Below are 12,372 nucleotides of genomic sequence, written 5' to 3'. Positions count from 1 at the left end.
TGGCGCGGCAATGCGTAAATCGAAGGGTATGGCATTGATCATGGTTTTGGCGATCACTGGCTGCACATCAAACTTTGAGCCTTTCAGCATGGCATCGCCGCCACGCATGACACCCGTGCAAGAATGTGCGATCGGGTACGATCTCGCACAGCAGATTTACACACATGTCTCGTTGACGGAGACGGTGATCATCGCGCCCCGCCGCAAGACTGGCTGCGAGACCTACGCCATCGCATATCTGCAGCAAGCCGGGTTCAAGATCGATGATCGAGGCGCGCGGGGCGGTTTTGAGGTCGAAGTCGTCAAGAGTAGTAGTTTTGTCGTGACCGCGACGGCAGTGGTGGGTGAACGCCTGAAGCTGTCTCGCAATTATGAGCTGGCGGAGACCGGCGTTTATGGGGTCTCTGACGTTACCATCCTGGAATTGCCAGCATTCGCGGAGCTGCGGTGATGGTACTGGTGATGGGATCTCTTGTTGCCTGGTTGGCAGTGGCAATAGAGGACATGCGCCGCTTTGAGATTAATCCGTGGTGGGTTTTTGACGCAACGGCGAGCTACCTGCTGGCGAGCGCTCTCAACGCGACCCCAACACCTGATACAATTCTGTTTTTGAACGCTGCCTGGGTGGTCGTCATTGCAGACCGCCTGTTGGCCGGCCTGATTGGCGTCGCAGGTGGTCTGATGATTTATCTGTCGCGCCGCGGCCTGATTGGTCAGGGCGATATTTACCTGTTTGGAGCGATGTTTGCGGTCGGTGGTTTAGAGTATCTCGTGTTGACGGTGACGCTCTTTGCCGGGTTCTCCTTCGCGACCTGCCTTACCTACATGGCCATCCGAAACAAGCCGTTCTGGAGATGTGGATATCCGGCTGGCGTTCCGGCGGCCATGACAGCATCTGCGATGACTTTCGTGATGTTTGGCTTGGGAGGGTAGGAATTGCGCAAAAGACTCCCAAACCGCCGACGTTCTGAAAGCCGCCGTGTCGTATGGCAATCACCCCTTAATCCCTCAGCGGCAGAGCAGACGATCTATATCAGTATCGGTTTTTGTGAGGATGGGCTGACACCTCGCGAGGTTTTCTATGACAGCGGTTATCGCACCGGGTCCGACCTCGAAACCCTGGCGTCAGACGTTTGCATCTGCCTGTCGATCTTTCTGCAGCACGACGGCGTATCCATGGATGATTTTACCAAATCCCTGGCCCGTGAGCTCAACCTGCGCACAGGCAAGACGGAGTTTGCGAGCCTGGTGGGTGTGTTCATTGCGGAGTTGCAGAAGCCGCCGGCCTGGGCGGCGCAGGTCCTGGCCGCGCAAGACCAGGAGGACGAGGTATGACTTACAACCCGCGTCGCCCGCTCTTGTCTTTGATCATGGGTATGGATCGTTTTGCCGTCGGCATGTCCCAAAGGCTTTGGCCAACACCAAGTGTCCCGCGGATCGAAGAGCGGATACCGGGCATCGTATTTGTCCATGCAACCCGAAAGAATTTTGGATCGAACTCCGCAATTTTGCGCAAACAGAGTATGGCGCCGATGAACAAGGGCAGCAAAGGGATCGTCACGTTTGGAGAAAAGCTGAAGAGCGCTGTGATGCCGAGAAACCCCATAACGCAACTGGCGAAGGGTATAGGTTCACATCCGGCTACAAGAAGCGGTTGTGACATGGCCTGGTCGATACGGGGCATGTTGGAAAGTTCCTCTACGCGATGTGCGCGAGGTTACTTCAAATGAGCCGTGATTTGAAGCATTCCGCTGATCCCCGTCTCGCTGATCTGGCAGGGTCTGTCTGGGCCCATTTGATCGATGATCAAGTGGTCGAGATTTCTCTCAACGACGATGGTGCGTTGTTCGTTGAGCGCTTCGGGTCTGCGCCGCAAAGGGCAGGGGAGATGCGTCCACAGGAAGCGGAGCGCTTCATTCGATACTGCGCCAATAAGGGAAACGCAGCCTATACCGCTGACCAGACGATTGTTTCCACGCGCATCGCCACGATGCATCACCGATTGGAAGCGATACTCCCTCCCAACGTCGCCAACGCGTCATTCTCAATCCGCAGGCACCGGGACCAGGTCTCGGATTTGAGTGAGTTTGTGCCTGATGTGGGCTTTCTGTCTGTGATCAGGCAAGCCATCAAGGACAAGAGTAACCTGCTGATTTCCGGTGGAACCGGTGCAGGCAAGACCAGCTTTGCGAATGCCTGCCTGGCTCACCTGGCGGAAGTCGCCGCTGATCAGCGTTGTGTGGTTCTTGAGGACACGGCGGAGCTCCAGGTTCCAATGCCAAACACACTTCGGCTCGTCAGTTCAGAAATGATCAGTATGGATCGCCTGTTGGTATCCACGCTCCGGCTGGCTCCCAAGCGCATCATCGTTGGTGAGGTGCGCACGGGGAAAGTCATGACATTGCTGCTAAAAGCATGGAACACAGGTCATCCGGGCGGCATCACCACAATTCACGCCAACAGTGCAATGGACGTACTTCCGCGGGTTCAGATGCTGTGTGCAGAGGAGATTCAAGGCGGCGTTGATGCCTTGATCGCCAGCTCGCTGGATCTGGTTGTGCACCTGTCGCGGGGGCAAGATGCCCCACAAGTCACTGAACTGGCGCGTGTGATGCGTCACGAAGACGGGTTTGTTGTTGAGGACGTGCAGAAATGAAGCCGACCCTCCAACAACTGAGCCCTGATGCTGAATTCCTGGATGTCATCAAAGAGGCAATCCGGACGAAAAAGAACATCCTTGTTTCCGCGCATGAAGATGCGGACAGGATCGGTTTTATTGATGCCTGCCTGATGTATTTGGCTGAGGTTGAACCCGACGAGCGCAGCATCATCCTGGAAGATGCAGCGGCCCTCGATGTCACGTCATCCAACATGATCCAAAGAACCGCATCGGGAAACAAACCGATGGAAGTGCTTTTGGTTGCGGCTCTGCATATGGGCGTAAAACGGATCATCGTCGCGGAGGCCCGCACAGGCGAGATCATGACCGTGCTGCTTTCGGCGTGGAACAGGAGTCACCCTGGCGGCATGACGGCAATCGCAGCCAACAGCGTTGTCGACGCTTTGGCCCGTGTCCAAAGGCTTTGTGTGCAAGAAGCCCCGCGCGGCGTTGATGCGCTGATTGCCAATGCACTTGATCTGATCGTGCATCTGGCACGCGGGAGCAATGGCCCAAGAGTTACGGAATTAGCACGCGTGAAATGCGTGAATGAAACGTTTGTCCTGGAGGAAATCTACACATGAAAACGACGATCAACACAACTCTTGTCGCAGGAGCGATGTGCCTGCTTCCGTATCAAGCCCTGGCCAAAATGACAGAGGCAAACGAAATATTTGGAGGAACAACCAACCCCATTGGTCAGTTTGTCGGGTTCTTGACGGGCGGTTTTGCAATGGGAGTCGCCATCATTGCCATCGTGGTGATGGGTGGAATGATCATCTTCGGTTCTGACTTTGGCGGCTTCGGTCGTCGTGTTCCGATGGTTCTGTTGGGGGTCGGGTTTGTGATTTTCTCCGTCAATGTTGTGCAGTTCCTCACAGGTTCTGACGTCTCGGGCATGATGTACGACCCCAACAATCGCTACCTGTCCAGCTCAACTGCGCTGTCTTCTCACTAGCCTCATGAACCATGCTGAAAGGGGCCATATTATGATGCGTAATTCATTTCTGATCTCTGCCGTTTTTGCCGTTTGGTGTGGTCACACGCTCGCCCAGGAAACGCCTGACATAGACTTGCTTACGCAGGAGATGGCTGCAGAGATCCAAAGCGGCAATGCGTCGACGGTTCCGGATGTTGGCGGCACAAATGAAACGCAATCAGAACAAGGTGGAGCTGAAGAGCCTGATCGGGGGTCCCCTGAAGCCGAGACAGCGGACACAGCACCTGTCGCACCTGTTATTGTGACGCAACCAATGCAAGCCGAGGCGGCTGCGCCCCCGCAGCTGACCCAGGAAGAACTTACCTCTCAGGCGGCAGACAACTGGATGGATCGCACCACATCTGTTGGCATGGGCAGCGTGGGACGGCTTGTGCAGACCTATGATGGTTCAATTGCACGCCTCGTCTGTCAAACCGAATTTGTCTGTAATGTTGAGTTCGAAGCGGGTGAGAAGTTCAGTGATACGCCCATCCTGGGCGATCCGGTCCGCTGGATTATGACGCCCCGCTTGCGGACGTCACCCGACGGCACCGATACGCAGTACCTCGCCATCAAACCGGCGGCAGACGCGCAGACAACGACATTGACGGTTTATACAGATCGTCGGATTTACCCGATCATGTTGGTGCCCTCGCGCACGTCCCATACCCATATCCTGGCATATAGCTACCCGGACACGCGTGAGCGTGAAATGCGAGAGCATCTGGCCGCGCAGGCAGCGGCTGCAGAAGCGCAGAAGGCAAGTGCCGCGGCAGCACGGGCAGCTGAACGTCACGCGGCACAGGTAGCGCGCGCTGCAGCTGTCAGGCAGCGCGGTGTCGAGACCACGCAAGGCGCAGTTCCGGCTGAAGACCTGGATTTCAACTACAACATTTCTGGTAACGGAGCTTTCCGGCCACTGCGCGTCTACACGGATGGCCAGAGAACATACATTGACTTGCCCGACAATTATCGCGGCGAAACGCCGGTCTTGCTTGCAGGAACAGGTCAGAGCAACGGGGTGGTCAATGTGCGTGTCAGCCGCGATAGGCGTCAACTCATTGCGGATCGGTCCTTAAGCAATTTCTCACTGCAAGTTGGTCGCACCAGAATTCGCATTTCGAAGCGATAGATCAGGAAGGGTTTGTTCATGCAGATGTCAGACATGCTCAACTACGCGCACCGCGTCGCGCCGGGTGTGATCATCTGCAAAGACGATGGTTTTCTTGCTGGGTGGAAGCTGGATGGGCTGGACAACGAAAGCGTTGATCCTGACGAGCTCCACGCCACCCTGGAGCGGGTTGCGCGTGGGGTCAGTGAGCTGCAGGAGGGTGATGCCCTGTGGCTCACACTTTGGCGGGCTTTGGCACCCACGGCAAAACTCAGTCAGACCGCCGTAGATCACCTTGAACCTGCGGTGGCTCTGGTGGTCAGCGAAAACGCTGAAATTGAAACCGAAGGTGAGATTTACGAGAACAGCATTCATGTCGTCTACAGATGTGCGTTGGAAGATGATTTCCCGACCATGGAACAACGGCTGGAGGCGTTCGAACGTCGTCGGGAGGTCGTCCAAAACATCCTTGGTTCAGTCTTTAAATTGACCCGCCTTGGAACGCATAAAGTGCAGACGGAATCCGGTGGATCGTTTGAGACGGATGAACTTGCGGATCTGTTGGCGACGATGGCAGCCGGTCGACCGATCCAGCAACGCCTCTCCCGGCAACAGGACATTTACCTGGACGCAGCATTAGCCGCGGACTACGAACAACCGGGATTCCAGGAAGTCCCGCGTCTGGACGGGCAAGAGGCGGCTTTTATCAGTATTGAGAGCTGGCCTCAGGATTATGATCTTGATGCTTTGGCAGCTCTTGAGACCCTGGATTTCGATTACCGCTGGACGGTCCGTTATATTGTTCAATCACAGACCAGAACCCGCGCAGCTGTCACCGCTCTTCGCAGGCGCTGGCGGCAAGCGGGCTCCAATCTTCTGGGCAATATACTGGGGGCGCAATCTCAGGACCGGGATCTCCACGCAGACATGATGGCCAATTCCCTGGACGGGGTATCCGTTGATTTGGGCCGCGGCCTTCGATTTGGCGAACTCACGAGTACAATTACGGTTTTGGCTGGAGATGGCGAAGATCCGGCACGAGACTTGCGCCGCAAGATCGCCGCTGTTGACCAGGTCCTCATGGCCAATGGATTTAGAGGCCGTCGGGAACGCGTGAATGCCCGGGAAGCATATCTCGGCTCACTCCCGGGTCACATGGCGATGCAAGCCCGCTCGAGCACAATGTCGGCGTTTAACTTCGCAACGCTTATCCCTTATCGATCGTTCTGGAACGGTGAACGGTATTGTCCTTGTGATAAGTTCCCGCCGAAATCACCGCCTCTGATGCTGGCGCATTCCGCCAGGGGTGAACTGTTCCAGTTCAATCTTCATGTCAAAGATGTCGGGCATACGATTGTGGCTGGCCCAACCGGAGCCGGTAAGTCCGTGTTGCTGGGCGCAATCGCCGCGCATTTTCTCAAGTACGAGAATGCGCAGGTGTTCTACTTCGATAAGCATTGCTCAAGTCGCCATCTTTGCAACGCAGTCGGTGGCAGCTTTATCGAGTTCGGCGCGGGCTCGCGCCGCTCGGCAACATCGAGGAGGTTGGTCAGGAATGGGCGGAGAAATGGGTCCGGATGATCCCGCGTCTGGTCGATAAAGACGCCTCACCCAAAGATGGCGATGAATTGGTTGAAGCCGTGCGCAATCTTTCTGACGAGGGTGGTGGGTCGCTCACCGATATCCGTGATTTTGTTCTTGGCAAAGATGCGGGCAAAGCCGTTGAGCGCTTTCTTGGGTCTGAGGGCAGGCCAGCGATCCTGGACGGAAAGATCGATACGCTGGAATGGAAACCGCTGACCGTATTTGAAGCTGAAGAGTTGTTCCAATACGATGAGGCAACCTCCTTGTTGGCTTTGGATTATATCTTCCGTCGCTGTGAACAACGCTTTGATGGTCGCCCAACGCTGGTTGTTTTTGATGAAGCCGCAGCCTTCCTGCGTCACGAATTATTCAGGACACAAATAGCGGAATGGCTTCGGGAGGTGCGGAAGAAAAACGTTTCAATCGTCATGGCGACACAGCAAGTCAGTGACTTCGTCAACTCAGGTATTGGTGCCAGTTTTGAAAACGTGCACTCCTATGTGTTTTTGCCCAATGCGAGGGCGGCTTCAAAAAAGACAGCTGATGCCTATCGCGAGTTCAACCTGACGGATCGCCAGATTGAAATCATCTCGATGCTTGAGCCCAAGCGAGATTACTACGTCATGAAGCCGCAAGGGTCGCGGGTCATGAACTTCAGGTTTGGTGCCGCAAGTTTAAGCCTTTTTGCCAAGACCGATAAGACGGCGAGTGATCGTGCCAAACGTCTTGCTGCAGAGAGACCTGACTACTGGATTGAAGATCTTCAACACGACGCTGCAAGTTAGGAGACGACTATGTCGACATCGCAGATAGTGAAACGTGCCCTGATACTGGCCATGCTTTCATCAGCGCCGGCCACAGCCGGAACCGTCGCAGGGACAGGCGGCGCTCTCGAGACGACACAATGGTTGAACCAGTTGCAATTGCTCAGAGTGGCCGCCCTGGAAGGAGAGAGCCTTGCGCAAATGTCGCAAGTCTTGTCCGCGAACCTCGAGCAGGTTCGTACATTGATGCAGACCTACGAGACGATCATGTTCAATACGCAAGGCCTGCCAGATGAATTCAAGGACCAGGTAACGGGTACAGTCGTTCAGATGCGGGGCATTCTGGAAGAGGCTGGCGCTGTTGCGCGTGATGGTCGGGCGCTTGATACATTCCTGCGATCGGGGGCCGTTACTGCGGATGCGTATGACCCGACGGCTCTGGAAAACGCCCAGCTGACTGAGCGGTACGATGAATGGCTGGACACCTGGAACGGTACTCTGGAAAGCGGGCTTCGCCAGGCCGGTTTGACCTTTGAGGATGTCGAAAGCGATGCCGCTTTGATCGACGCCATCCAGGGACGCATCGGGAATGAGCAAGGCCAGATGCAAGCGCTGCAGGTGGCCAACGAGCTTGCGGGAGCGATGAGTCGCCAATTGGTGGACCTGCGGATGCTCACCGCCTCGCAACTTCAGCAAAACTCCGTGGCCTGGGGCCGTGTGTTGGGTGAGCAGGATAAACAGGAAATTGCGCGCCGCGATACGGAGCAGGAGATCAAGCAAACGGTTGAGAACCTTGAGCAACAGCGGGGCACAGGACGCAGTATCCAGGATATCCTGGGGTTGCGACCTTGATGGGCTGCGACAAGGTGTGAATGCAATTGACCCATCATAAATCCCTTTTCGCTCTCTGTGCTGTGGCGGCGGTATTTGTTGCGACAGATGCGACAGCCCAGGAGGTCGTTGAAACTGGTGACGACATTGTCACGCAGCTGAAACTGGCCGTTGACACGATGGGGGTTCGCTTATCTGGCATTGTCATCGGCATTTTGGTGACGCTGCTCGCAGTGGATATTGTGTTGACCTTTGGACGCGCTGTGATCAGTGGGGCCAACCTTGGAGAAGTTGTGGGACCGTTTGTCTTGCGGTTCGCGTTTGTGGGTGTGGCCTGGTACTTCGCGCAGAATGCGGCAGACATCGTTCAATTCCTGATCGAGACCACGTTGCGCATTGGCCAGCAAGTCAGAGGCAGCGAGACAGTCGAAGAACCGTCCGTTGGTAACATCATGCGTGATGGCTCCAACTATGCGATGGCAGCGCTGGGTGAGGTTTCGGTATGGAAGCCAGCCTCGATCTATAACGTTATGGTGGCCATCATTATGGTCATTACGTCGGCGATTGTCGCGGCATTGCTGGTCCTGGTTTACGCGGAGTTTTATATCACCGCCTTTGCCGGACTGATTGTTCTGGCCTTTGCTGGCACGTCCAGCACCAAAGATGCAGCCGTGACCTACCTGAGAACGATGCTGGGGCAGGCCCTCAAGCTGCTGGGTTTTTTGATGACCTACGCCATTATGCAAGAAATCACCGTCGCCATTCTCAGTGCAGACAGTGTGACGTTAGGCTTCGAGCAAAGCATGACTGCGATCATGGTTCAGGTTCTCCTCGTCATCCTGTTGGCGACGATCCCAACCGCGATGCAAAACCTCGCTGGGGGTGCGGCCGTAAGCGGTGCGTCTGATGGCGCTGCACGCATCGCATCCCAGGCAACGACAACCGCGGGTGCCGCAGCTGTGGGCGCTGCGACCGGATCTGTTGTTGGCGCGGCGGCCGGTGGAACCGGTGCCGCGATCGGCTCAATGAGAGCGTCAGCATCAATAGGCCAGGCGGCCGGGTCAGTTCTGAAAGGTGCAGGATCAGGGACAGTATCCGGAAGTCTTAAGGGCGCAAGAATGGGTGCCGGAGCGGCGGCCGCCACAAACCCTGGATCCCGCTACGGCAATTCTGTCAGCCGCAACACCGCCGCGATGATTGAGCGCCTTGCATTGAAGTTGGACAAGTAATGCAAGAACAGCAGCAATGGCGCAGAGACTACGGTTCCAGGGTGGATGCCGCGCGCCGCAAGTTCGAATACTGGAGATTGATCGCCGCCGGTGTGTGGGCAAGCGCATTGGTCGTAGGTGGTCTCACCGTATGGCAAGCCACTGTCGTCAACATACGCCCTTTTGTGTCTGTGTCAGATTCTCAAGGTCGGGTTGCGCTCGGCATCCAACCTTCGGAGTTGTCAGACATCCCGTTGGTGGTGCAACGGCGCTTTGCACAGGATTTCATTTTCGCGCTACGTGAAATCCCGAGCGATGATGCGTTGGTGTTGGCGCAGTTGGTGCGCCTGAAAGCCTTTACGCCGGCGAACTCGGTAGCGCGTTCGAACGCAAATGACGCCGAGAACATCAACAACCCCCAGGCCCGTATTGTGTTGTCGGATGAACGTATGCGGGAAATCAAGATCGAGCGTATCGAGCTTCAGGAACCCGGCGTTTGGCTGATTGTCTGGAACGAAACATCAAGGTCCAAATCCTCTGGCCAACGTTTTTCGAGATTCCGTTACCAGAGCATTTTGCGGGTTGTCGTGAACCCGCCGATGAGCGCGGAAGATCTGGTGCATAACCCGGCGGCACTGGGGGTGGAAGACTTTGATGTGGTTCGATTGCGGGATGCAAGCTGATGTTGAGATGGATCAGGCGGCTCATTGCAGAAAACCACCAGGGTTCAGAGAACCAGGTGGCGACAGGCGCCAGTGGCAACCCTTACGAATTGGCCGAGCAGGTGTGGAGTGATCGTCACGGCTCTTATCAAAGTCTGGCCCGTCAGGCACAACTCGTCACCGGGATAGGCGTCATAGTCTTGGCGGCGAGCCTTGCAGCCTTGATCGCTGTCAAGTCGCGTGAGGGTTATGTCCCGTTCCTCGTGTCATCCGCTGAATTGATCCCGCCACGTGCTCTTGAGACGGCATCGATTTCGCGACTGCCGGAAGGGGTAGCGCGTCGTGAGCTAGCAACGTTTGTTGAGCGTTTGCGGTCCATACCTGCAGATCGGGAGGTCTTACGTCGTGACGTCGCGCGGCTGTTTGCTTTTCTCGCGCCATCAACAGCGGGTGAACGGCGCACCATGGAATTCCTGGAAGATCCCGAGAGAACGCCACGTGCATTCCTTGGCCAACTGACGCGCCGCGTCGAGGTCACCTCTGTCGTCTACAAGGGTGGAAACAGTTGGGTTGTAGAATGGCGTGAAATTGTTTCACCCAATGACCCCAATCTGGCGCCTCTCACGGGGCTTTACCAGGGCACATTGGTTGTGGGTGAAGCCGAACCCCAGGATGCGGACGCCTTGGCCACAAATCCGTTTGGCCTTTTCGTCCAGGATTACTGGTTTGATTATTTGGGAGATGGATGATGGCCGATAAACTGCCCGGAGCTTTCCTACGCCGCACACTCCTCATCACGGCAGTGGTAGGTGTAATGTCCACTGCGGTTCTTTCCGTCGTTGGCATTTCCTTGTCTTCGCTTTTTTCAGGACTGCAAGGGGAGGGTCCCAGCCAGGCGATCAACGACGAACTCGGTGAGGCGCGCGCCGAGCGATACGTTGGAGAAGATCAAACGCGTTACGGTTCTGAGCAATGGATTGCCGACAATTCCCAATTTGAAACCGAGCGGTCGTTTGAGGTTGATGCACAACCTGAGGTGCCGGCGCTGCGTGAACAGCCTGATGTGGCCACCGAACCTGATATACGCAACGAACCTGATTTGCCCATCGCAGGTTTAGACCCAACCGCCGCGGCCATGGCACAAATCAACAATGAGCAAGGCACTCCGGTTGTGCAACAGCGCAGCGCGGAGCCAATGTCGGACGAAATCCGGGTCATTCTTGAAGCACAACAACGCGAAGACGAACGTCGCGCCGTAAGAGCACAAGAGGCGTCAACCGCGCCATTGGGTGACAGCATTCATAGCCCTGAAGACCTTTATGGGGCATCACAACGTGCAGCGGCAGAGGAAGCGCGTCGGCTGGAAGAGGAGCGCCGTGCAGCGGCGCGCTCTGAGCTTGACCGTGTCGATCCACTCCCTGTCTCTCCAGGAAGCGCTGAGCCGGCCCAGAGCGGTCATATCCTTGCGGCAGGCACGGTTATTCGTGCTGGACTGCTGGATGCCATAGACTCCGAGTTACCGGGGCTCGTGCGTGCAATGGTGACGACCAATGTCTGGGATACAGATACGGGCAGAGTTATCGTCATTCCTCAGGGCTCCCAATTGTTGGGGGAATACATCAGAGCGTCTTCCCCGGGTCAGCGCCGCATGGGTATTATCTGGAACAGAGTGCGGTTTCCGAATGGGAACATGGTTGAGCTCGATAGCGCAGTCGCACTCGCTGAGGGTGGCGGTGTTGGTGTCGAAGGGCGGCGGCGACAAGGCTTCTTGATTGCTGTTTTCCAGACAGCGCTGCTGAACCTGGCGGGATCGGTTGGGCAAACCCAAAGCTCCAGTGACGCCGCAACACTTGGCGCGGCAGCACAAATTGCGTTGGGGCAGGGGGTCGATCGTGTTGGGACGGCTTACATCAACGAAAGCCTGGCGCGCGGTTCGATATTCCGCATCGAGGCAGGGACCTACATCAACGTTCAGATTACGCGAGACTTTTTCTTCCCTGACGCTGTTCAACACCGTGGTGACGTCAGTCCCATGAGTGGGGATCATCAAACGCGCATCATGCCGGCCAACGCTGGTGCAACGCACATCCCCTATGATCCCGCCTTATATGGCGGTTGGGCAGACATAGACGGCGATTGCCAGGATACCCGCGACGAGATGCTTGAGCTTTTGTCGATGGGCCCAATAACACGCACCGCAGATGGATGCGGGATTGTGACTGGCCGTTGGCTCGACCCCTATACAGATGTGGTATTCACACAAGCAAACCAGCTTGCGATCGATCATCTTGTGCCGTTGGCCTGGGCGCATATCCGGGGCGGTGCAAACTGGAGCGCAGAAACCAGGTCTCAGTTCGCCAATGACCCCATAAACCTGTTGGCGGTCGATCCAACCGCAATCAGCACAAAAGGGGCACAAGGCTACGATCAGTGGTTGCCACCAGCGGCAGGGTTTCAGTGTCAGTACATTTTGCGTTTTGAGCACGTGATGCAGACATATGGCCTGACATATCTGCCCAGCGAGATCCCCGCGGTTCAGGCAACAAAAGATCACGTGTGTTCTGCTTAATCGCA

The 12,372-nt window shown here is 56.1% G+C and carries 15 protein-coding genes; 14 read left to right on the top strand and 1 reads right to left on the bottom strand.

Annotated features, from left to right (window positions below):
• Positions 1-10 precede the first annotated feature (10 nt).
• Genes SLH47_RS23770 through SLH47_RS23760 form a run of 3 tightly spaced genes read left to right on the top strand, consistent with a single transcriptional unit; the run spans position 11 to position 1,335 of the window.
• A complete protein-coding gene (locus SLH47_RS23770; RefSeq protein ID WP_320243306.1) occupies positions 11-451 on the top strand; it encodes a hypothetical protein in 441 nt (146 codons plus the stop codon).
• The gene (locus SLH47_RS23765) at positions 451-933 is read left to right on the top strand and encodes a hypothetical protein (protein ID WP_320243305.1); all 483 of its coding nucleotides are present in this window, start codon (positions 451-453) and stop codon (positions 931-933) included. The genes SLH47_RS23770 and SLH47_RS23765 overlap by 1 nt, the downstream gene beginning before the upstream one ends.
• Positions 934-936: 3 nt before the next feature.
• The gene (locus SLH47_RS23760; RefSeq protein ID WP_320243303.1) at positions 937-1,335 is read left to right on the top strand and encodes a hypothetical protein; all 399 of its coding nucleotides are present in this window, start codon (positions 937-939) and stop codon (positions 1,333-1,335) included.
• Position 1,336: 1 nt separating this feature from the next.
• On the opposite strand, the gene SLH47_RS23755 is transcribed toward SLH47_RS23760, so the two are convergent.
• Complete coding sequence (locus SLH47_RS23755) at positions 1,337-1,684, bottom strand: VirB3 family type IV secretion system protein (protein ID WP_320243301.1); 348 nt, start codon at positions 1,682-1,684, stop codon at positions 1,337-1,339.
• A 111-nt stretch (positions 1,685-1,795) separates the two neighbouring features.
• On the opposite strand from SLH47_RS23755, the gene SLH47_RS23750 reads away from it, so the two are divergent.
• The 11 genes from SLH47_RS23750 to SLH47_RS23700 all read left to right on the top strand — a co-directional run bounded on the left by SLH47_RS23750 (position 1,796) and on the right by SLH47_RS23700 (position 12,367).
• On the top strand, positions 1,796-2,656 hold the full coding sequence (locus SLH47_RS23750; protein ID WP_320243299.1) for an ATPase, T2SS/T4P/T4SS family: 861 nt from the start codon (positions 1,796-1,798) through the stop codon (positions 2,654-2,656).
• Positions 2,653-3,243 (top strand): ATPase, T2SS/T4P/T4SS family, encoded by a 591-nt coding sequence (locus SLH47_RS23745; RefSeq protein WP_320243298.1) that lies wholly within the window; start codon positions 2,653-2,655, stop codon positions 3,241-3,243. Before SLH47_RS23750 ends, SLH47_RS23745 begins: the two co-directional genes overlap by 4 nt.
• Positions 3,240-3,617, top strand: a complete 378-nt coding sequence (locus SLH47_RS23740; RefSeq protein WP_320243296.1) for a TrbC/VirB2 family protein — start codon at positions 3,240-3,242, stop codon at positions 3,615-3,617. The genes SLH47_RS23745 and SLH47_RS23740 overlap by 4 nt, the downstream gene beginning before the upstream one ends.
• A 31-nt stretch (positions 3,618-3,648) precedes the next feature.
• Positions 3,649-4,770, top strand: coding sequence for a TrbG/VirB9 family P-type conjugative transfer protein (locus tag SLH47_RS23735; RefSeq protein ID WP_320243293.1), 1,122 nt, complete (start codon positions 3,649-3,651; stop codon positions 4,768-4,770).
• A 231-nt stretch (positions 4,771-5,001) separates the two neighbouring features.
• Positions 5,002-6,330 carry a hypothetical protein gene (locus SLH47_RS23730; protein ID WP_320243291.1) on the top strand — a complete coding sequence of 443 codons (1,329 nt, stop codon included), beginning with the start codon at positions 5,002-5,004 and terminating at the stop codon, positions 6,328-6,330.
• On the top strand, positions 6,327-7,118 hold the full coding sequence (locus SLH47_RS23725) for a hypothetical protein (RefSeq protein WP_320243289.1): 792 nt from the start codon (positions 6,327-6,329) through the stop codon (positions 7,116-7,118). Before SLH47_RS23730 ends, SLH47_RS23725 begins: the two co-directional genes overlap by 4 nt.
• Positions 7,119-7,127: 9 nt before the next feature.
• The gene (locus tag SLH47_RS23720) at positions 7,128-7,949 is read left to right on the top strand and encodes a hypothetical protein (protein ID WP_320243287.1); all 822 of its coding nucleotides are present in this window, start codon (positions 7,128-7,130) and stop codon (positions 7,947-7,949) included.
• Between the two features lie 20 nt (positions 7,950-7,969).
• Positions 7,970-9,157: a type IV secretion system protein gene (locus SLH47_RS23715; RefSeq protein ID WP_320243285.1), complete on the top strand. Its 1,188-nt coding sequence runs from the start codon at positions 7,970-7,972 to the stop codon at positions 9,155-9,157.
• Between the two features lie 41 nt (positions 9,158-9,198).
• A complete protein-coding gene (locus tag SLH47_RS23710; RefSeq protein WP_320243284.1) occupies positions 9,199-9,819 on the top strand; it encodes a type IV secretion system protein in 621 nt (206 codons plus the stop codon).
• Positions 9,819-10,547, top strand: a complete 729-nt coding sequence (locus SLH47_RS23705; RefSeq protein WP_320243282.1) for a type IV secretion system protein — start codon at positions 9,819-9,821, stop codon at positions 10,545-10,547. The genes SLH47_RS23710 and SLH47_RS23705 overlap by 1 nt, the downstream gene beginning before the upstream one ends.
• Complete coding sequence (locus SLH47_RS23700; RefSeq protein WP_320243280.1) at positions 10,547-12,367, top strand: TrbI/VirB10 family protein; 1,821 nt, start codon at positions 10,547-10,549, stop codon at positions 12,365-12,367. The genes SLH47_RS23705 and SLH47_RS23700 overlap by 1 nt, the downstream gene beginning before the upstream one ends.
• The last annotated feature ends 5 nt before the right edge of the window (positions 12,368-12,372 follow it).

Source organism: Cognatiyoonia sp. IB215182, assembly GCF_033963905.1.
In the GTDB taxonomy this organism is placed as follows: domain Bacteria; phylum Pseudomonadota; class Alphaproteobacteria; order Rhodobacterales; family Rhodobacteraceae; genus Yoonia.
Note: the sequence above shows the minus strand (reverse complement) of the source record. Positions and strands in the feature narration are given on the sequence as shown.